The 19,384-nt window shown below is 69.4% G+C and carries 24 protein-coding genes; 11 read left to right on the top strand and 13 right to left on the bottom strand.

All coding sequences use genetic code 11. The features are described 5' to 3' along the window. Positions 1–81: 81 nt before the first annotated feature. Together AAHG09_RS25370 and AAHG09_RS25365 are read left to right on the top strand one after the other, a co-directional pair. The gene (locus AAHG09_RS25370) at positions 82–1,245 is read left to right on the top strand and encodes a mandelate racemase/muconate lactonizing enzyme family protein (RefSeq protein WP_342110270.1); all 1,164 of its coding nucleotides are present in this window, start codon (positions 82–84) and stop codon (positions 1,243–1,245) included. A 49-nt stretch (positions 1,246–1,294) separates the two neighbouring features. Then, positions 1,295–1,969 carry a metallophosphoesterase family protein gene (locus tag AAHG09_RS25365; RefSeq protein ID WP_342110269.1) on the top strand — a complete coding sequence of 225 codons (675 nt, stop codon included), beginning with the start codon at positions 1,295–1,297 and terminating at the stop codon, positions 1,967–1,969. A 20-nt stretch (positions 1,970–1,989) separates the two neighbouring features. On the opposite strand, the gene AAHG09_RS25360 is transcribed toward AAHG09_RS25365, so the two are convergent. The 8 genes from AAHG09_RS25360 to hemA form a co-directional block, all read right to left on the bottom strand. Continuing rightward, positions 1,990–2,373 carry a DUF423 domain-containing protein gene (locus AAHG09_RS25360; protein WP_342110268.1) on the bottom strand — a complete coding sequence of 128 codons (384 nt, stop codon included), beginning with the start codon at positions 2,371–2,373 and terminating at the stop codon, positions 1,990–1,992. Continuing rightward, positions 2,370–3,029 (bottom strand): ribosome biogenesis GTP-binding protein YihA/YsxC, encoded by a 660-nt coding sequence (gene yihA, locus AAHG09_RS25355; protein WP_412760090.1) that lies wholly within the window; start codon positions 3,027–3,029, stop codon positions 2,370–2,372. The genes AAHG09_RS25360 and yihA overlap by 4 nt, the downstream gene beginning before the upstream one ends. 13 nt (positions 3,030–3,042) lie before the next feature. Then, positions 3,043–4,899, bottom strand: a complete 1,857-nt coding sequence (gene yidC, locus AAHG09_RS25350) for a membrane protein insertase YidC (RefSeq protein ID WP_342110267.1) — start codon at positions 4,897–4,899, stop codon at positions 3,043–3,045. Continuing rightward, on the bottom strand, positions 4,889–5,488 hold the full coding sequence (gene rnpA / locus AAHG09_RS25345) for a ribonuclease P protein component (RefSeq protein WP_342110266.1): 600 nt from the start codon (positions 5,486–5,488) through the stop codon (positions 4,889–4,891). Before rnpA ends, yidC begins: the two co-directional genes overlap by 11 nt. 61 nt (positions 5,489–5,549) lie before the next feature. Continuing rightward, positions 5,550–5,684, bottom strand: coding sequence for a 50S ribosomal protein L34 (gene rpmH, locus AAHG09_RS25340; protein WP_039893469.1), 135 nt, complete (start codon positions 5,682–5,684; stop codon positions 5,550–5,552). Positions 5,685–6,051: 367 nt separating this feature from the next. Continuing rightward, positions 6,052–6,597, bottom strand: a complete 546-nt coding sequence (locus tag AAHG09_RS25335; RefSeq protein ID WP_342110265.1) for an adenine phosphoribosyltransferase — start codon at positions 6,595–6,597, stop codon at positions 6,052–6,054. A gap of 118 nt (positions 6,598–6,715) precedes the next feature. Continuing rightward, entirely contained in the window at positions 6,716–7,513 is a 798-nt protein-coding gene (locus AAHG09_RS25330) for an inositol monophosphatase family protein (RefSeq protein WP_342110264.1), read from the bottom strand. A gap of 378 nt (positions 7,514–7,891) precedes the next feature. Continuing rightward, positions 7,892–9,187 (bottom strand): 5-aminolevulinate synthase, encoded by a 1,296-nt coding sequence (hemA, locus tag AAHG09_RS25325; RefSeq protein WP_342110263.1) that lies wholly within the window; start codon positions 9,185–9,187, stop codon positions 7,892–7,894. 316 nt (positions 9,188–9,503) lie between these two features. On the opposite strand from hemA, the gene AAHG09_RS31990 reads away from it, so the two are divergent. The 4 genes from AAHG09_RS31990 to AAHG09_RS25310 all read left to right on the top strand — a co-directional run bounded on the left by AAHG09_RS31990 (position 9,504) and on the right by AAHG09_RS25310 (position 11,849). Then, positions 9,504–9,683: a hypothetical protein gene (locus AAHG09_RS31990; RefSeq protein ID WP_412760089.1), complete on the top strand. Its 180-nt coding sequence runs from the start codon at positions 9,504–9,506 to the stop codon at positions 9,681–9,683. 80 nt (positions 9,684–9,763) lie between these two features. Further along, complete coding sequence (gene murA, locus AAHG09_RS25320; RefSeq protein WP_342110262.1) at positions 9,764–11,053, top strand: UDP-N-acetylglucosamine 1-carboxyvinyltransferase; 1,290 nt, start codon at positions 9,764–9,766, stop codon at positions 11,051–11,053. Between the two features lie 66 nt (positions 11,054–11,119). Continuing rightward, complete coding sequence (locus AAHG09_RS25315; protein ID WP_412760092.1) at positions 11,120–11,347, top strand: type II toxin-antitoxin system HigB family toxin; 228 nt, start codon at positions 11,120–11,122, stop codon at positions 11,345–11,347. A 202-nt stretch (positions 11,348–11,549) separates the two neighbouring features. After that, the gene (locus tag AAHG09_RS25310; protein ID WP_342110261.1) at positions 11,550–11,849 is read left to right on the top strand and encodes a helix-turn-helix domain-containing protein; all 300 of its coding nucleotides are present in this window, start codon (positions 11,550–11,552) and stop codon (positions 11,847–11,849) included. 4 nt (positions 11,850–11,853) lie between these two features. Here AAHG09_RS25310 and AAHG09_RS25305 read toward each other — a convergent pair whose 3' ends face one another. Next, a complete protein-coding gene (locus AAHG09_RS25305) occupies positions 11,854–12,273 on the bottom strand; it encodes a hypothetical protein (RefSeq protein WP_342110260.1) in 420 nt (139 codons plus the stop codon). Between the two features lie 199 nt (positions 12,274–12,472). Here AAHG09_RS25305 and AAHG09_RS25300 point away from each other — a divergent pair, with 199 nt between their 5' ends. The 5 genes from AAHG09_RS25300 (at position 12,473) to AAHG09_RS25280 (ending at position 15,947) form a co-directional block, all read left to right on the top strand. Next, positions 12,473–12,922: a DUF2948 family protein gene (locus AAHG09_RS25300; protein WP_342110259.1), complete on the top strand. Its 450-nt coding sequence runs from the start codon at positions 12,473–12,475 to the stop codon at positions 12,920–12,922. 13 nt (positions 12,923–12,935) lie between these two features. After that, a complete protein-coding gene (gene hisD / locus AAHG09_RS25295) occupies positions 12,936–14,231 on the top strand; it encodes a histidinol dehydrogenase (RefSeq protein WP_342110258.1) in 1,296 nt (431 codons plus the stop codon). A gap of 10 nt (positions 14,232–14,241) precedes the next feature. Continuing rightward, complete coding sequence (locus AAHG09_RS25290) at positions 14,242–14,724, top strand: UPF0262 family protein (RefSeq protein ID WP_342110257.1); 483 nt, start codon at positions 14,242–14,244, stop codon at positions 14,722–14,724. A 23-nt stretch (positions 14,725–14,747) separates the two neighbouring features. Then, a complete protein-coding gene (locus tag AAHG09_RS25285) occupies positions 14,748–15,242 on the top strand; it encodes an arsenate-mycothiol transferase ArsC (RefSeq protein WP_342110256.1) in 495 nt (164 codons plus the stop codon). A 261-nt stretch (positions 15,243–15,503) separates the two neighbouring features. Further along, the gene (locus tag AAHG09_RS25280) at positions 15,504–15,947 is read left to right on the top strand and encodes a hypothetical protein (RefSeq protein WP_342110255.1); all 444 of its coding nucleotides are present in this window, start codon (positions 15,504–15,506) and stop codon (positions 15,945–15,947) included. Positions 15,948–16,036: 89 nt separating this feature from the next. Here AAHG09_RS25280 and AAHG09_RS25275 read toward each other — a convergent pair whose 3' ends face one another. The 4 genes from AAHG09_RS25275 to AAHG09_RS25260 all read right to left on the bottom strand — a co-directional run bounded on the left by AAHG09_RS25275 (position 16,037) and on the right by AAHG09_RS25260 (position 19,374). Continuing rightward, positions 16,037–16,363 carry a hypothetical protein gene (locus tag AAHG09_RS25275; RefSeq protein ID WP_342110254.1) on the bottom strand — a complete coding sequence of 109 codons (327 nt, stop codon included), beginning with the start codon at positions 16,361–16,363 and terminating at the stop codon, positions 16,037–16,039. Positions 16,364–16,511: 148 nt separating this feature from the next. Next, a complete protein-coding gene (locus AAHG09_RS25270) occupies positions 16,512–17,144 on the bottom strand; it encodes a transglutaminase-like cysteine peptidase (protein ID WP_342110253.1) in 633 nt (210 codons plus the stop codon). Between the two features lie 187 nt (positions 17,145–17,331). After that, positions 17,332–17,568 carry a hypothetical protein gene (locus AAHG09_RS25265; protein ID WP_342110252.1) on the bottom strand — a complete coding sequence of 79 codons (237 nt, stop codon included), beginning with the start codon at positions 17,566–17,568 and terminating at the stop codon, positions 17,332–17,334. A gap of 72 nt (positions 17,569–17,640) precedes the next feature. Then, the gene (locus AAHG09_RS25260) at positions 17,641–19,374 is read right to left on the bottom strand and encodes an AMP-binding protein (protein WP_342110251.1); all 1,734 of its coding nucleotides are present in this window, start codon (positions 19,372–19,374) and stop codon (positions 17,641–17,643) included. Positions 19,375–19,384: the final 10 nt, after the last annotated feature.

The raw sequence follows: 19,384 nt of genomic DNA, 5'->3' as shown, positions 1-19,384 counted from the left end.
CGCGCATACCGGAAACGGCATTGGCCGATCGACCCCGATCGACGCTACGGCGCCGGGATCAGTCAGCCCGGAGGGTCCGCCATGCGCATCGTCGACGTCCGCGAGGTCACCAAGCCGATCGCCTCGCCGATCCGCAACGCCTATATCGACTTCTCGAAGATGACCACGAGCCTCGTCGCGGTGGTCACCGACGTGGTGCGGGACGGGCGCCGGGTCGTCGGCTACGGCTTCAACTCCAACGGACGCTACGGCCAGGGCGGCCTGATCCGCGAGCGGTTCCGCGACCGGATCCTCGAGGCCGATCCGGCCAGCCTCTTGACGGATGCCGGAGACAACCTCGATCCGCACCGGATCTGGGCCGCGCTGATGCGCAACGAGAAGCCGGGCGGCCATGGCGAGCGCTCGGTGGCGGTCGGCACCCTCGACATGGCGGTCTGGGATGCGGCGGCCAAGATCGCCGGACAGCCGCTGTTCCGGATGCTGGCGGAGCAGAAGGGCCGCACGGCCGACCCGCGGGTCTTCGTCTACGCGGCCGGCGGCTACTACTATCCGGGCAAGGACGATTCCGCCCTCCGGGCCGAGATGCGCGGCTATCTCGACCGTGGCTACACCGTCGTGAAGATGAAGATCGGCGGCGCGCCGATCGACGCGGATCGGCGCCGGATCGAGGCCGTGCTCGCCGAGATCGACGGACGCGGCCGCCTCGCGGTGGACGCCAATGGCCGCTTCGACCTCGAAACCGCCATCGCGTATGCCCGGATGCTACGGGACTACCCGCTGTTCTGGTACGAGGAGGCGGGTGATCCCCTCGACTACGCGCTCCAGGCAGCCCTCGCGCCCTATTATCCCGGGCCGATGGCCACCGGCGAGAACCTGTTCTCGCATCAGGATGCCCGCAACCTGCTGCGCTACGGCGCCATGCGGCCCGACCGCGACTGGCTGCAGTTCGACTGCGCCCTGTCGTACGGGCTGGTCGAGTATCTGCGCACCCTCGACGTGCTGGCCGAGTTCGGCTGGTCGCCGGCCCGCTGCATCCCGCATGGCGGCCACCAGATGTCGCTCAACATCGCGGCCGGCCTCGGGCTCGGCGGCAACGAGAGCTATCCGGACCTGTTCCAGCCCTATGGCGGTTTCCCGGACGGGGTGCGGGTCGAGGATGGCCACATCACCATGCCGGAGCTGCCCGGCATCGGCTTCGAGGGCAAGGCGGATCTGATCGCCGTGATGCGGGACCTCGCGGAATAGAGTCCCGCCCGGACTTGCGGCCCGGATCGCCCCGGTGGACGATGCGGCCATGGATTCCGGACCCTTCACCTATGCCATCGGCGACGTCCATGGCTGCGCCGCCCTCCTCGACGCCTTGCTGGAACGCATCGCCGACCACGCCGGAGACCGCGCCCACCGGCTCGTCTTCCTGGGTGACTACATCGACCGCGGCCCGGACAGCGCGGGGGTCCTGCATACCATCAGCCGCCTCGCCTGGGCCGAGCCGGACCGCGTCACCTGCCTGATGGGCAATCACGAGCGCATGCTGCTCGACGCGCTCCACACGCCGCAGGCCGCCGAGCGCTGGCTGTACAATGGGGGCGACGCGACGCTCGCTTCGTTCGGCGCCCACGAGGCCGCCGACCTGCCGCGCGACACCCTCGACTGGATCGAGGCGCTGCCGACCCTGCACGGGGACGCAGCCCACTGGTACGTCCACGCCGGGTTCCGGCCCGGGGCCGATATTCCGGATCCGGATGATCACAACCGGCTCTGGATCCGCGAGCCGTTCCTGGAGGGCGATCACGATTTCGGCCGGCACGTGGTCCACGGCCACACGCCCCAGCGCAACGGCCGCCCGGAGCAGCGCCGATTCCGCACCAACCTCGATACGGGGGCGGTTTATGGCGGGATGCTCACGGCCGGAGTCTTTTCCGAGATGCGGGGGCCGGCGCTGGCCCTCCTGCAGGTCAGAGCACGATAAGGCGACGCCCGCGGATGCGTTCAGGCGCCGTGCCGCACAGGCACGAGCGCACAGAGCATCCCCACCAGCCAGCCACCCATCAGGGCGAAGCCACCGGTGGGTGCGGCCATCGGGAAGAGCGGGTGCTGAAGCCAGGTCCGCACCGCGAGGTCGCCGCAGAACAGGACCAGTCCGAGCACCAGCAGCGCCGCCGCGGCGCGGGCGAGTGCTGCTCGGGCGAGACCTGTGGCTCCGAAGGCGACCAGCGCCAGGATCGCAGGCGCATGGAACAGCAGGAACTGCGCCGCGGTCTTCAGCGAATCCGCCCCGGGGATGTGCGCCGCCGCGGCACTGAGCGCGACCCCGAGCAGCCCGGAGAGGCAGGCGAGCGCCGCAAGCGCGCGGTCGACGCCCGAAAACCTCACGCGCCGCGCTCCACCAGAAGCTTGGCGATCGCCGCCCGCAGCTCCGGCACGCCGGAATCGTCCCGGCTCGAGGTGAGGATCACCTGCGGATAGGCGGCTGGGCGCTTGGCGAGCCCCGCCTCGATCCCGGCGATGCGGGCGGCGACCTCGCTCTTCTTGAGCGAATCGCCCTTGGTCAGCACGACCTGATAGCTCACCGCCGCTTTGTCGAGGCCATCGAGCACGTCGGTGTCGATCGATTTGAAGCCGTGCCGGGCGTCGATCAGCATGAACACCCGGGCGAGGTTCGAGCGCCCCTTGAGATAAGAATGGATCAGCCGGGTCCAGGCCTCGACCTTGGCCTTCTCGACCGCCGCGTAGCCGTAGCCCGGCATGTCGACGAGCGACAGGCGCTCGCCGATCCGGAAGAAGTTGAGCTGCTGGGTCCGCCCCGGCGTGTGCGAGGTCCGCGCCAGGGTGTTGCGGCCGGTCAGCGCGTTGATCAGGCTCGACTTGCCGACATTCGAGCGCCCCGCGAAGGCGATCTCGACGCCCTCCATCGGCGGCAGCCGGTCGAGGGTCTGGGCAGCCGCGTAGAAGTCGGCGGCGCCGGCAAAGAGAAGGCGGCCGGCCTCGGTGAGGTCGGCCGCGTCGTCGGTGGTCTCGATCTCTTGCACGGCGTCTCGCCCGTCAGCCCTTGGTGGTGGCCGCCTTGGTGCCCCCGCGCCGGAACGTGTTCCGCAGGTTGTCCCACAGCTCCACCTTCACGCCGTTGCGGCGCATGATGATGTATTGCTGCGTCACCGACAGGGTGTTGTTCCAGGCCCAGTAGATCACGAGGCCGGCGGGGAACGAGCCCAGCATGAAGGTGAACACGATCGGCATGAAGGTGAAGATCTGCGCCTGGACCGGGTCCGGCGGCGCGGGGTTCATCTTCATCTGCACGAACATGGTCACGCCCATGATCAGCGGCCAGACGCCCAGATGGACGAAGTCGGGCGCCGGGAAGGGCAGCAGGCCGAACAGGTTCACGATACTCGTCGGATCCGGCGCCGCGAGGTCGTGGATCCAGCCGAAGAACGGCGCGTGGCGCATCTCGATGGTGATGAACAGGACCTTGTAGAGCGCGAAGAAGACCGGGATCTGGATCAGCACCGGCCAGCAGCCGGCGACCGGATTGATCTTCTCCTTCTTGTACAGCTCCATCGTGGCCTGCTGCTGCTTCATGCGGTCGTCCTTATACCGCTCGCGGATGGCGGCCATCTCCGGCTGCACGGCCTTCATCTTGGCCATGGAGACGTAGGACCGGTTCGCGATCGGCAGGAACAGCAGCTTCAGGCAGAAGGTCACCACCAGGATCGACACGCCGAAATTGCCGAACAGGTGGAAGAAGAAGTCCAGCGCCCGGAACATCGGCTTGGTGATGAAGAAGAACCAGCCCCAATCGATCATCAGATCGAAGTGCTTGATGCCGAGGTCCTTCTCGTAGCCGTTGATGACGTTGACTTCCTTGGCGCCGGCGAACAGCCGCTGCGTCGCGGTGGCGGAGGCGCCGGCCGCGAGGTTCACGGCGTCGCCGCGCACGCTCGCTTGATAGACGTTGGTGGTGCCGTCGGTCCGGTCGGTGAAGGCGCCGGTATAGGGCGTGTCCTGATCGGGAATCGCGGCCGCAGCCCAGTACTTGTCGGTGATGCCCACGAAGCCGCCGGTCACGCCGGTCCAGGCCTTGCCCTTGGTGTTGGCGCCGCCGTAGGCGCCCTCCTTGGCGAGCTTGTCGTAGGTGAGTTCCTGCAGGCCGTCGTTGCCGAGATAGCCGATCATGCCCTCGTGCAGGACGTAGTAGCCCTGGGTGTGCGGCTTACCCCAGCGGGAGACGAGGCTGTACGGGTAGAGCGTGATCGCCCCCGAGCCCTTGTTCTCGACCTCGTCGCGGATCGTGAACATGTACTTGTCGTCGACCGCGATGATCCGCTTGAACACGAGGCCCGCGCCGTTGTCCCAGGTCAGGGTCGCGGGGCTGCCGGGGGAGAGCGTCTTGCCGTCGCTGGTCCAGAGGGTGTCGTTGGTCGGCAGCGGCCCGGCATTGGCGCCGACCCAGCCGAACTCGGCGTAGTAGGGCGTCTCGCTGCCGGCCGGCGAGAGCAGCACGATCTCGGGGCTCTTGGGGTCGACGGTCTCGTGGTAGTTCTTCAGCGACACGTCGTCGACGCGGCCGCCCTTCAGGGCGATCGAGCCCGAGATCGCCGGGGTGTCGATCCGGATGCGCGGCGAGCGGGCGAGCGCCGCCTCGCGGGAGACCGGGCCGCCCTGCGGAGTCGGCAGCGTGCCGGGGACCGGCGCGGCCGGGCCGCCCTCCTTCGGGGACGGCGACGGCACCCCGTCCGGGGTCACGCCCGGGGGCTGCTGCTGTTGCTGCGCGGCCTTGTTCTGCGCCTCGATCAGCCGCTGCTGCTCCATGCGCGGGCCGGCCACGAAGTACTGCCAGCCGAGCAGCACCAGCAGCGACAGGCCGATGGCCACGAACATGTTCGTCTTGTCATTGCCCATCAGGGACACCGCCGCACGCGTTCGGAGTGACGTCAGGGCGGGCGCCGGTCCCGTCGGACCCGCGCGCGCCTGTGATTTGGGGACCTCTGCCGCGCCCGTACGACGCGCCGATGTCGGCTTGGCCGGACGGGGCGGGCTGGCCCGCCTCAGAGAGAAGAGGTGTGGTGTCGGTCGGCCGGTCGCCAGACGTGTTCGCGGACCGCTTGCCGCGGCCCTGGCCGGGCGGCCGCGGGGCGGCCGGGCGCGTCACCACGGGCAAGGCACGTCGCAGATCCTCAGCGAGGGCCTCGAAGGGTGCGTTCAGCGCGGGGCGGCGGGCGATCAGCACGATATCGGCCGGCAGGGTCGCGAGGTCGCCGGGAAGATCGGCCGCGACCAGGGTCACGGCGGCGCGCAGGCGGCGGCGGATGCGGTTGCGCTCCGTCGCGTGGCCGACCCGCTTCGTGATGGTGAAGCCGAGCCGCAGCCCGGGCGGTCCATCCGAAGTCCGGAGACGGCCCTGGGCGCTCATCCGCTCGGTATGGAAGCGGCGACCCTCGGCCGCCGCCAGGAAGTCCGGTCGTTTCTTAAGCCGCTCGATCGTCGCCATCGATGGTCCGATCCCGGCCAATCCCAGTCCCCGCGGCATGGCCGCGAGGGGCTCTCCGGCCTCAGGCCGACAGCTTCTTGCGGCCGTGGGCGCGGCGGCGCGCGATCACCTTGCGGCCACCGGCGGTGGCCATGCGCGCGCGGAAACCGTGGCGGCGCTTACGGACGAGCTTGCTCGGCTGGTAGGTTCTCTTCATGGCACAGAGCCTTCAAAGGTCGAGGCGCGCTCGCGGGCAGCTGATGCTGCACCCGACCTTCACGCGTCCTGGTTGTCTGCAAACACGAAGGGCGCCCATGCGGGGCGCCACGTCGCGAGTGGCGGGCTTATGGCGGATGGGTCCGGCGAAGTCAACGTTTTGTGGCGTTCGATCGGGGCCGCGACGCGGCAATTCTGGTGCTGAGTCCCGGGTCGCATTCCGCCGGCGCGGCATGCGCCCGGGAAAGGGCGCCGCGCTTCACTCTCAGGCGCCATCGTTTCCCGGACCGGTGGAGCAAAGCAGAACCTGATCCGGGATCCAGCGCACAAGGCGCCGCGCAGCGGCTCAGAATTTCTCCCCGCCGGCCTCAATGACCCTCGAACTGCATGAGGGTGCGCACCTCCACGCCCATGTCGCGCAGGCGCTGCGCGCCGCCGATCTCGGGCAGGTCGATCACGAAGCAGGCGGCCACGATCTCGGCGCCGATCTTCTGCAGCAGGTTCACCGCCGCGGTGGCGGTGCCGCCCGTGGCGATCAGGTCGTCGACCAGCAGCACCTTGTCGCCGGGCTTCACGGCGTCGACGTGAATCTCGATCTCGTCGGTGCCGTATTCCAGCGCGTAGGCCATCGAGACGGTCTTGTGCGGCAGCTTGCCCTTCTTGCGGATCGGCACGAAGCCCGCGGAGAGCTGATGGGCGATGGCGCCGCCCAAAATGAAGCCCCGGGCCTCAATGCCGGCCACCTGCTGGATCTGGCCGCCCGCATAGGGGTGGACCAGGGCGTCCACCGCCCGCCGGAAGGCGCGCGGGTCGCTCAGCAGCGTGGTGATGTCGCGGAAGATGATGCCGGGCTTCGGGTAGTCGGGAATCGAGCGGATCGATTCCTTCAGCGCGACGTGGCGGCGGGCTTCCATGCGTTCGGCCTTCCGTGAGGAACCGCGGGCTTAAAGCAGAAGCCCGGCGCCCTGACCAGTTTCATGCATCATTCCGAGAGGCGGTCACCGGCTCTCGGAATGATGCCCGAACGACGGCTCAGGCCGCCTGGACCTTCTTGAGGATGGCGACGAGCTCCCGGTGCAGCCCCTCGTTGCCGCAGGCCACCGAGCGGGGGGCCAGCGGCTCGGCCGCGCCGTCCGCCGAACTCACGAACCCGCCGGCCTCGCGCACCAGGATCACGCCGGCGGCGAAATCGTACGTCTGGAGGTCGCGCTCCCAGTAGGCGTCGAGGCGCCCGCAGGCGACATAGGCCATGTCGAGGGCCGCCGAGCCCATCCGGCGGGTACCGCCCGCCACCGCCATCACGGCGCCGAGCTCGCGCAGCAGGCGCGGATGGCTGCCCCGGCCGAGATAGGGCGTGCCGTAGCCGACCAGCGCATCGGCCATGTCCTGACGGCCGGAGACGCGCAGGCGCCGGTTGTTGAGATAGGCGCCCTTACCGCGCTCGGCGACGAACAGCTCGTCCTTGATCGGATCGAAGATCACGCCGGCCACGATCTGGCCCTCGCGCTCCAGGCCGACCGAGACGGCGAAGTGGGGCACGCCGTGCAGGAAGTTCGACGTGCCGTCGAGGGGATCGACATGCCACGTGTGGCTCTTGTCGGTGCCCTCGATGAGGCCGTTCTCCTCCAGCACGAGGCTGTAGCCGGGGCGCGCCTTCATGAGCCCGTCGCGCACCACCTCCTCGGCCTTGCGATCGGCCGCCGAGACGAAGTCGCCGGGGCCTTTGCGCGAGACCTGGAGGTTCTCGACCTCACCGAAGTCGCGGCGCAGGCCGCGGGCGGCCTTGCGCACGGCATCGACCATCACGGTCATGAGGGGTGAGGAGATCATCGTTCGGGACTTTTCGCGAGGACGGGTTGGCGCCGTCGTTACAGGCCGGCGCCGGAAAAGACGAGATGGGGGCGGGAGATGGGGGGATGCCGGCAACGGCGCTGAGCGCATCACGGCTCCCCTCCACACCTGAGGGCCCGGGATTCACACGTTTCCGTCTGGCACCAACACGATGAGAACAGAGCGGCTTTCCCCTCCCCCTTGCGGGGAGGGGTCAGGGGTGGGGGTGGTGCAGGAGGCACCGCAACACTCGATCCTGAACCACCCCCACCTCCAACTCCTCCCCGCAAGGGGGAGGAGAGCGCGCTCTGGCCCGCGAAGCGTGACTATCGTAGCCCTCTGCGATGAGAGGGAGACGCGCGGAGAGCGCCGTGCGCCCTACTCCGCCGCCTCGACGAACACAGTCCCGGCCCGCGGTAGGTCCAGCGTCTCCCAGGTTTCGGTCAGCGCCGCAGCCAAGCGCTCGATATGCGTGGCGTCGTGGAACGGCGAGGGCGTGATCCGCAGGCGCTCGGTGCCGCGCGGCACGGTCGGATAGTTGATCGGCTGGATGTAGATGCCGTGGTGCTCCAGCAGGTGATCCGCCGCCGCCTTGCACAGTTCGGCGTCGCCCACCATCACCGGCACGATGTGGGTCTCGGTCTCCAGCACCGGCAGGCCCGCCGCGCTGAGCGCCGCCTTGGTGGCCCCCGCCTGGCGCTGGTGCGCCTCCCGCTCGACGCTCGAGCGCTTGAGGTAGCGCACCGAGGCCCGGGCCGCCGCCGCAACAGCCGGCGGCAGCGCGGTCGTGAAGATGAAGCCCGGGGCGAAGCTGCGCACCGCGTCGCAGATCGCCGCCGAGGCCGTGATGTAGCCGCCGACGCAGCCGAACCCCTTGGCCAGCGTGCCCTCGATCACGTCGACCCGGTGCATCACCCCGTCGCGCTCGGCGATGCCGGCGCCGCGCTCCCCGTACAGGCCGACCGCGTGGACCTCGTCCAGATAGGTCATCGCCCCGTAGCGGTCGGCGAGGTCGCAGATCGCGCCGATCGGCGCCACGTCGCCGTCCATCGAATAGACCGACTCGAACACGATCAGCTTCGGCCGGTCGCCGGCCTCGCGCAGCAGCGCCTCCAGGTGCTGGAGGTCGTTGTGGCGAAAGATCTTCTTCTCGCAGCCGGAATGGCGCACGCCCTCGATCATCGAGTTGTGGTTGAAGGCGTCCGACAGGATCAGGCAGTCCGGGATCAGTTTGGCAATGGTCGAGATGCCGGCCTGGTTCGAGACGTAGCCGGACGTGAAGACGAGGCCCGCCTCCTTGCCGTGCAGGTCGGCCAGTTCGCGCTCGAGATCGACCAGCGGCGAGTTGTTGCCGGCGATGTTGCGCGTGCCGCCGGCGCCGACGCCGCAGCGGGCGGCGGTCTCGGTCATGGCGGCCACCACCTCCTTGTGCTGGCCCATGCCGAGATAGTCGTTGGAGCACCACACGGTGATCTCGGCGGTCTTGCCGTCCGGTTGGCGCCACTTCGCGGTCGGGAAGCGGCCGGAAATACGCTCGATATCGGCGAAGACCCGGTAGCGCCGCTCGCCGTGGAGCTGATCGAGCGCACCGCGAAAATAGCGCTCGTAGCCGGATCCGGCCCGCGTCGATCCCGTGGGGGCGAGCGTCGTGCTGGGCATCCGGGTCACGGTCATCGAGCGTCCTTCGCGTGTTCGGCCGCGCGGGCGGCACCCTCCGGCGCCCTCAGTCCCGCGATCGAGGTACGGCCTCGGTCAGTCCTTCGCGTGAGGGGCGCAAGATACGCGCGGATCTGGAACTGGTTCAAGGTAAGGTTCCGGCATCGCTGCCCTGCATCCGTTGAGAGGGCCGCCCGAACGCGCTAGCGTTGCGGCACTCTCGTCCCCCTCAATAGGGTGTTAGTTCCTTGAGCCGCCGATCCTCGTCCTCCGAAACCGGCGCCTGTCCGGACGCTGGCCTCGATCGGATCTTGCGGCGACGAAGGGTCGCGCGATGACGGACGCGAAGGAGACGCGCGCGGCGCGCCTGGCGGCCGCGCTCCGGGAGAATCTGCGTCGCCGGAAGGCACAGGTCCGCGGCCGCTCCGAGCCGGCGCCGGCGCCCGGCGCGGATCAGACCCGCGGGAACGAGACCGATTCGGACGGTCCCGATTCCGACAAATCCCGGCTATAGGAACGGTCAAGCCTGGGCGCCGCGGCGCCGACGAGGAGCACGGTCGCGCGCCCTGAGGCGCGCCGCCCCAAGGACACAGCATGGACCGCATCCACATCACCGGCGGCACGCCGCTCAACGGCGTCATCCCGATCTCGGGCGCCAAGAACGCGGCGCTGCCGCTGATGATCGCGAGCCTGCTCACCGGCGAGACGCTGGAGCTGATCAACGTGCCGCGCCTCGCCGACATCGCGGCGCTGACACGGATCCTCGGCAACCATGGCGTCGACCACATGGTGGTGGGCAAGCGGCCCGGGCAGACCACCGAGACCGGCCAGACGATCCGGCTCACCGCCTCGAACGTGATCGACACGACCGCCCCCTACGAGCTGGTCTCGACCATGCGGGCGAGTTTCTGGGTCGTCGCGCCGTTGCTCGCGCGGTTCGGCGAGGCGAAAGTCTCGCTGCCGGGCGGCTGCGCCATCGGTACCCGGCCGGTGGACCTGCTGATCATGGCCCTGGAGAAGCTCGGGGCCGAGATCGAGATCGATGCCGGCTACGTGGTGGCCCGGACGAAGAACGGCCTGCGCGGGGCCGAGATCGCCTTCCCGAAGGTCACCGTGGGCGGCACCCACGTGGCGCTGATGGCGGCCTCCCTCGCCTACGGCACCACGGTGATCGAGAACGCCGCCCGGGAGCCCGAGGTGGTCGACCTCGCCGAGTGCCTGAACAAGATGGGCGCCAAGATCCGCGGCGCCGGCACGCCCCATATCGAGATCGAGGGCGTGGCCCGGCTCGGCGGCGCCCGCCACGCGGTGCTGCCCGACCGGATCGAGACCGGCACCTACGCCATGGCGGTGGCGATGGCGGGCGGCGACGTGGTGCTCCAGGATACGCGAGCCGACCTGCTGCACGCGGCCCTCGACATCCTGTCCACGACGGGCGCCGAGATCAGTTCGGTCGAGGGCGGGATCCGGGTCCGCCGCAACGGCGCCGGCATCGCCGCCGTCGACGTCACCACCGATCCCTATCCGGGCTTCCCCACCGACCTGCAGGCGCAGTTCATGGCGCTGATGACGCTCGCCAAGGGCCAGTCGCATATCCGCGAGACGATCTTCGAGAACCGGTTCATGCACGTGCAGGAGCTGGCCCGCCTCGGCGCGAAGATCCGGCTCGACGGCGACCTCGCGGTGGTCGAGGGCGTGGAGCGGCTGAAGGGCGCCCCCGTGATGGCCACCGACCTGCGCGCCTCCGTCTCCCTGGTGATCGCCGGCCTCGCCGCCGAGGGCGAGACCCAGATCAACCGGGTCTATCACCTCGACCGCGGCTTCGAGGCGCTGGAGGCCAAGCTCGGCCGCTGCGGCGCGCAGATCGAGCGGGTGCGGGCCTGAGGCCGGTCTGATTCCAGCAAGGCGTCACACGGCTTGTTCCCTTTTTGGGAACAGCCTAGTTTGGCTGTGAACGTCATCGCGCGCTCTGCCCTCGTGGCCTTCTGGAAGCGGTATCCCCGGCCGGAAGTGCCGCTCAAGACGTGGTATGATCAAGTCACGAAGGCGACGTGGGCAAGTCCCGCCGACATCAAATCGGCGCCCGGCAACGCCGTCGATTTCATTGGCGACAATCGCGCTATTTTCGACATCGGCGGCAACAAATACCGATTAATTGTCAGGATATCTTACACATGAAAGGCATGCCAAGTTAAGTGTATCGGCACCCACAGTGAGTATGATGCCATCGATCCACTTACGGTGGAGATCAGATAATGCAGAGCGACACGAATCGGACGCAGCACGCAGGACCGGTCGCGGATATCAGGCCGATCCGCACGCCCGCGGATCAGGGTGGGCGCTCGCGGAGGTCGACCGCTACTTCGCGCAGGAGCCCGTCGTGGGGACCCCTGACGGCGATCGGTTCGAGGTTCTTCTCACCCTGATCGCCGCCTACGAAGAGCAACATTTCCCGATTCCCGCGGCCGATCCGATCGAGATCCTGCACTTCGCCATCACCGATATGGGCCGCTCCCAGAGCGAACTCGCCAGCCTGCTCGGCTCGCGGGCGCGCGCGTCGGAAATCCTGAACCGGAAGCGGGCGCTGAGCCTCGGCCAGATCCGGGCGATCAGCGCGGCCTGGAACCTGCCGATCGCGCTGCTGGCGGCCCCCTACCGCCTGGAGGACGACGCCGCCTGAGAGCTCAATCGCCGATCAGTCCGCGCTTGTAACCGAAGCCCGGGATCTCGCAGCCGCACGGCGTATTGGGCAGCCCGGGCGGTGCCGCGCACGTGCCGCGGGATGTGACGCAGACGGCGTCGTCCCACCGGCGGCGCGCCTCGGGCCCCCGCCATCGGTCCCGTGGCCGATCGTACGCGTCATAGGGCGGCGGCGGGGGTGGCGGCAAAGGCGGCAGGTTCCAGTCGTCGTCCGCGGGCGGCGGCGGCGGCGGCCGGTGGTGCGGCCGGGGCGCCCCGTACTCGTAGCGGCCCGGTCCGGGCTCCCCGTACATGTAGGTCTTGGCCGGGGGCTCCATCTGCGCGCGCACCGGGACGGCAAGCGGGAGGCCCAGCGTCAGGGCGGCCACAAGTGTTCCGACCAAGGCCGCGTGCGTGATGCGCATTCCCATCCCGGTCCCGCCTCGAATCGTCGGCCGGGTGATCCTGCACGCCCGGGCTGGCGCGAACCTGTGGCGCAGCCGGACCGCGATCGCGGTTGCGGCCGTTGCCCGAACGGGGCGGTGCCGCTACCTACGCCCTGCCGCGCCCCTCGCGTACGCGCACCGGACGCCCACGCACCCCGTGTTCCCCAAGGACCCCTTCATGGAGCTGCTCAGGCTCGCCGCCCTCGACGCCGAGGACCTGACCGTGATCTCCGCGCACCTTCAGGACGCGATCCTGCGGCCGGAGGATCTGACCTATCTCGCGGACGAGCAGCGGTTCCTGATGGTGGCGCGGCGCTTCGACTGGACGCCCGACGTGCCGCCCCGGCGGCGGCTGACCGGGCTGCACATCGAGCGCGTGCTCGCCGTGAAGACGCGGGGTCTCCGGCGCGACGACGCGATGCCCATGAGCCTGCTCGCCCTGACCTTCACGCCGACGGACGCGCCCTCGGGCGTCATCGATCTCGTCTTTTCCGGAGGTGTGGATGTGCGCCTGGAGGTCGAGTGCATCGAAGTCCGGATGAAGGATCTCGGCCCGGTCTGGGAGGCGGCCACGCGGCCCGGCCATGAGGTCGATCGGCCGGACGCGGCCCCCAACACGGCCGCCTGAGAGGAGACTTCCGATGGTCCGGCTCGACAGCAGCGATCCGCATTTCGCCGCCGATTTCGCGCGGCTGCTCACGGTCAAGCGCGAGATCGCCGAGGATGTCGATGAAGCCGTGCGCGGCATCATCCGGCACGTCGTCCAGAGTGGCGACGATGCCCTGGTGGACTATACGCGGCGCTTCGACCGGCTCGGCGCGGACTTCACCGCCGCGCATCTCCGGGTGACCGAGGCGGAGATCGCCGCGGCGGTCGAGGCCTGCCCGCGCGACCTCCTCGACGCCCTGGACCTCGCCGCGGAGCGGATCGAGAGTTTTCACCGTGGCCAGCGGCCATCCGACCACCGCGCCACCGACGCGCTCGGGGTCACCGCCGGCTGGCGCTGGACGGCGCTGGAATCGGTCGGCCTCTACGTTCCGGGCGGGACGGCGAGCTATCCCTCCTCCGTGCTGATGAACGCGCTGCCCGCCCGGGTCGCCGGGGTGCCGCGCGTCGTCATGGTGGTGCCGACCCCGGACGGCCAGATGAATCCGCTGGTGCTCGCCGCCGCGCAGCGCGCCGGCGTCCACGAGATCTACCGGGTCGGCGGCGCCCAGGCGGTGGCGGCGCTCGCCTACGGCACCGCCACGATCGCACCGGTCGCCAAGATCGTCGGGCCCGGCAACGCCTGGGTGGCGGCCGCCAAGCGCCGGGTGTTCGGGCAGGTCGGCATCGACATGATCGCCGGACCGTCCGAGGTGCTGATCCTGGCCGACGGCCACGCCAACCCGGACTGGATCGCCGCCGACCTCCTGGCCCAGGCCGAGCACGACGTGGCCGCCCAGGCGATCCTGATCACCGACAGCGCCGATCTCGCCGAGGCGGCCGAAGCCGCGGTCGAGCGCGCGCTGACCACCCTGCCCCGCCACGAGATCGCCCGGGCGAGCTGGCGCGATTACGGCGCCATCGTGCGGGTGCGAAATTTCGACGAGGCGGTGCCCCTCGTCGACCGGCTCGCCCCCGAGCATCTGGAGATCGAGACGGACGACGCCGAGGCGCTGGCCGCGAAAATCCGCAATGCCGGCGCGATCTTCCTCGGCTCGCACACGCCAGAGGCGATCGGCGACTACGTCGGCGGCCCCAACCACGTCCTGCCCACCGCCCGCTCGGCCCGGTTCTCCTCCGGGCTCGGGGTGCTGGATTTCATGAAGCGGACCACGATTCTCGCCTGTACGCCCGAGAGCTTGCGGGCGCTCGGCCCGGCGGCGATAAACCTCGGCCGGTCGGAGGGCCTGGAGGGGCATGCCCGCTCCGTCGCGATCCGGTTGAACCTGTAAGGGGATGGGGATGGCGGAGAAGCAGCGTGGGCCGAACCGCCTCGCGAAGGTGAGCCTCGACGAGGCCTCCATCGCCCGCGGCAATCCGGATCAGGAGCACGAGCGCGCGATCGCGCTGTTCGACATCCTGGAGGACAATTCCTTCACCATCCCCGGCCGCGAGGGTCCCTACGCGCTGACGCTGGGCCTCGTGGAGAACAAGCTCTCGTTCGCGATCAGCACCGTGGACGGCGAGCCGGTGATGACGCACCTGCTGTCGCTGACGCCGTTCCGGCGGGTGATCCTCGACTACGAGATGATCTGCGAGAGCTACTACAACGCGATCCGCACCGCCTCCCCCTCGCAGATCGAGGCGATCGACATGGGCCGGCGGGGCCTGCACAACGAAGCGTCCGAGACGCTCAAGCAGCGGCTCGAAGGCAAGGTCGACCTCGACCACGACACGGCGCGCCGCCTGTTCACCCTGATCTTCGCCCTGCACTGGAAGGGCTGAGGCGCCTTCCGCGCCGACCGTCGATGGCGGAGCCCCTTCCCGAGCTCACCCCCGCGAGCCCTCCCGAGAGCACTCCGAAGAAGCGGCGGGTGCAGTCCGTCCTGTTCATGTGCAACTACAACGCGGTGCGCTCGGCGGCCGCGGAGGCGATCGCGCGCGCCTATTTCGGCAAATCCACCTACGTGCAATCGGCCGGGGTCCGCTCCGGCGAGCCGACAGACCCCTTCATGATCGCGGCCCTCGACGAGATCGGGATCGACGCGAGCCGCCATCGCCCGCGCACGGTCGAGGAACTGGAGGACTGGGAGGGGCTGAACTTCGATCTGATCATCACCCTCTCGCCGGAGGCCCATCACCGGGCCCTCGACCTGACCCACACCCTCGCGGCCGATGTCGAGTACTGGCCGACCCCCGATCCGACGCTGGTGCAGGAGGCCTCGCGCGAGCAACGGCTCGACGCCTATCGGGATGTCCGCGACGGGCTCACGCAGCGGATCAAGGCCCGGCTGAAGGCGTAGCGCCGGCCACGATCCGACGCGCGCCGACCCCGTGCAATCACGGCCGTCCCGCCCGGGCGCATTCGGTTCGAGACGCCGATGCCGATCGACAGCCGCGCAGCAATGGCATGCGCCCTGCGGCCGATCGGACCGTCCCGGTGCATCGGTCGTATAACGCCCCCGCGCAAGGTTCGCTTGGAGCGGCGCGATATCTCTTGTCAGAGTAGGACGACTCGGCATTATCGTCGGACAGCTATCGCGAGCCGAGGTTCACCTCCTATTATGATCAAATTCCGATTTTTTATTCATTTGTCTATCATTTATACCTCTTTTATTGGCGCATCCGTTGCACAATGGAGCCCTTTTGGGGAGGTTGTCGATGTTACGGTGACAAACAACTGCTCGATGACAGAAGGTGAAATCGCTCTGGTCGTTTCAGATGGCATCTTCTATTGCCCATCGCGCGCCGCGATTGCCGACACGCAAGTTTCCGATGCGAGTCATTTCTATCTTGTCCAAGCCTACGGCCAGCTGGCGATTCACAAGCGATCCACGAAGCTGGCCGATTGCTGGGCGGCCCACCAGCTGGCGGCCGCGCCGAACGGCCGGCACTACGTCCGGCAGTGGATCCGGCACTGGCGAGCCTACGGCACGTGGAAGGCGGCCTACGGATCGCCTGAGCAGAGGATCGCCAACGTTCGAAGCTGTTGCGCCTGTGGGGTGTGAGCGTACCGTGCGCGCAACAGACTCGAGGTTGGGCGCTGTTTTCGGTCGCAACGCGACCGGCATCGCCCCCCGGGCAGTATCCCGTCGGCTTACCCGGGATTGCTGATGAGCCACGCACGGATTCGGCCGGCCAGCAGCGGCCCTGCGCGGGCGACGTCTTCCTCATCGAGGAGTGGAGAGCCCGTCAGGGCGGCGAGATAGGCCTCCTCGGGAGCCCGGCAGGCCTGAAAGGCGGCGTCCGCGGCGAGATCCCGTGCCGTCAGCGCGGCCTGGACCTTGAAGTTGCGGGCGAGGCAATCGCGCCAGATCGTGTGACGTGACGCGGCCCCGGCATCGGCCTGCGCCGGGCAGGCGATGGCAACCAGAAGCACGGTGATCAGGAACGGGACCGGCGCTACGAGGCGGGCTTGCGGCATCGTTCAGGCACTCCGACCCGGGCAGAGTGTGCCGATGCGGTTAGCGTGCGGTTAACGTCGTCCCTATCCCGCAGCAGAAGCTTCGGCCCGGTTTCGGCCCGCGCGAGCCGGTCCCTGAGGCCGCCGGGCGCTCCCCGTGGTCCTGGCGTCAGCGGTTCGCGGTGGTGACGGGGGATGTGACGCCGCCGAGCGATACCCAGGCGACCGCATCCTGGCTCTCGCGCTTGATGAACACGTAGCCGGTCCTGTGCCAGGGCAGGATTGCGCTGGTCTTGTTGTCGAGCACCAGATCGCCCCGGTCGGTGATCAGGGTCAGCACCGCGTGGCCCTCGCCCTTCTCGTCGATCACCACGGTCATGCGCATCGCCCGGCGCGGCAGGCCGGCCTGGACCAGCAGGTGGCGCTTGAGCAGCTGGAAATCCTCGCAGTCGCCGATGCCGTCCTCGGCCAGATCCCAGCGATCGGCCACGTGCAGGTGGTCCTGATCGGTCATCGGCTCGACGGCCTTGTTGACCCGGCGGTTGACCGACACGATCGTCGCCCAGGTGGCGGGCGTCAGGCTGATGCGGGCGGGCTCGGTCCGGTCCACCGCGCACTCGGCCGCGTAGGACTGGCAGAACGTCACCCACGCCGCGATCGGCTTCGCATCGCCCAAAGTCGTGGCGCCGGCCTCCGTGGGCAGGCTGGCGAGCGTCTGCGCCTCGGCGGTGGCGGCGAGACCGAGCAGCGCCGCCGCGCCCGCCAGCGCCCCCCGAACCGTCCTGAGAAACCCCGCGCGCATCGAACCCGTCCCCGTTGTTGAGGCCAGGATTGCGCCGCAGAGCCTCCGCGGCGCTGAAGGCGATGCGCGCAATTTTATCGATCTGCCGCCGGGCCCCGGGTCCTGCGCGACAGCGTCGACGGGTGGCTTGGGAAGCTCGGCAAATCCGCGGGTTCGGCTTCGCGAAGCGGAAACCTTGACCGTTCGTTCAAGGGCCGAGGAGCTTCACGAAGGCGACGCCGGCTCCGAAGAAGGCAGCACCCGCCGTCATCCCGGCCAGGGCGACCTGCCACGGGGCAAGCGCCCGGTCCCGCTCGAGCTTCGCAGCTTCGGCCATCAGCTTCTTCTGCTCAGCGACGAATTTTTGTGACTCGTCCATCACACGGAAGACCCGTGTGATCTGCTCAGCAAGATCGAGCGAGTCCGGCGTAGAGGTCTCGGCCATCGGCCCTGATTCTCGAGCGTTCCGATCCTCATGATTTGAGCGCCCCGAGACGCGCCGGCAAGGGTCGCCGCCTCACCCCGCCGTCTGGTCGAGCTTGCGCTCCGCCTCGCCCTTCAGCTCCGGAAAATCCGCCTGCGTGTAGGCCCGCCCCCGGTGCGGATCCTCGGTGACCCCTTCATGCTCCAGCCGGCGCAGCTGCACCCGGCGGATCTTGCCCGAGATCGTCTTGGGCAGATCGGTCACGAACTCGAGCCCGCGCAGGCGCTTGAACGTCGCGAGCCGCGCGTTGGTGAAGCGGAAGATGTCGAGGGCCGTCTCGGGCCCCGCGGAGGCGCCGGCCACCAGCGACACGTAGGCCTTCGGGATCGTGTGGCGCATCGGGTCCGGCACCGGGACCACCGCGGCCTCGGCCACCGCCGGGTGCTCGATCAGCACGCTCTCCAGCTCGAACGGGCTGATCCGGTAGCCGGAGGATTTGAATACGTCGTCGGCCCGGCCCACGAAGGTGTAGCAGCCCTCGCCGTCGACGAAGGCCACGTCGCCGGTGTGGTACAGGTCGCCCTCCGCCCCCGACAGGTGGCCCTGGCCGTCGTCGTAGCCCTGCATCAGGCCCGCCGGGCGATGTGCACCGAGTTCCAGGCAGACCTCGCCCTCCTGGGCCGGCTGGCCGTCGGCGTCGAGGACGCGGACCCGGTAGCCCGGCAGGGGCCGGCCCAGCGCGCCCGGCACCACCGGCTGGCCGGGGGTGTTAGCCATGAGTGCCGTGGTCTCGGTCTGGCCGTAGCCGTCTCGGATCGTGAGGCCCCAGGCGGTCTTCACGCGCTCGATCACCTCCGGGTTCAGGGGCTCGCCGGCCGCGCAGACCTCGCGCAGGGCGAGGTTCCGGCCGGTCAGATCCTCCTGGATGATCATGCGCCAGACGGTCGGCGGCGCGCAGAGCGTGGTCGCACCGGTGCGCTCCAGCTGGCTCAGCAGGGCAGCAGCGTTGAACGGCGCTTGGTTGATCACCAGGATGGTCGCCCCGGCGTTCCAGGGCGCGAAGAACGACGACCACGCGTGCTTCGCCCAGCCCGGCGAGGAGACGTTGCAGTGAACGTCCCCGGGCCGGAGCCCGAGCCAGTACATGGTCGAGAGCGCGCCCACCGGATAGGAGCGGTGGCTGTGGCGCACCAGCTTCGGCTTCGCCGTCGTGCCGGAGGTGAAGTAGAGGAGCAGCGGGTCGTCGGCCCCGGTCTCCCCGTCGGGCGCGAAGCTGTCCGGGGTGCCGAAGGCGTCGTCGTAGGCGCCCCAGCCCGCCTGGGCGGCGCCCGTGACGAGGCGGATGGCACCGCCCGTGTCGAGGCCCGCGAACCGCGCGATCTGCTCCGGCCCGGCGACGATCGCCCGGGGGCGCCCGCGGGCCAGGCGGTCGGACAGTTCGTCGGCGGTCAGCAGGGTGGTCGCCGGGATGACCACGGCGCCGAGCTTCATCGCCGCCAGCATGGTCTCCCACAAGGCCGGGACGTTGCCGAGCAGCAGGAGCAGATGGTCGCCGCGCTTGAGGCCGAGCTGCCGCAGGTGGTTGGCCACCTGATTGGAGCGCCGGGCGAGGTCACCGAACGAGAAGCTCTGCTCGGCGCCGCTGGCGGCCTCGACGATCCGCAGCGCCGCCCGGTCGCGGCTCTCCGGGCCGGCCAGCACGGCGTCGAACCAGTCGAGCGCCCAGTTGAACGGCACCGGCTCGGGCCACGCGAAGGCCGAGACGGCGGCGGCGTAATCGGTGCGATGGGCCAGCAGCAGATCGCGGGCCTCCTGGAAGCTCGGCATGGTCGTTCCC

The sequence above is a fragment of the Methylobacterium guangdongense genome (genome assembly GCF_038442355.1).
Taxonomy (GTDB): Bacteria; Pseudomonadota; Alphaproteobacteria; order Rhizobiales; family Beijerinckiaceae; genus Methylobacterium; species Methylobacterium guangdongense.
This window is presented reverse-complemented; position numbering and strand designations above follow the sequence as displayed.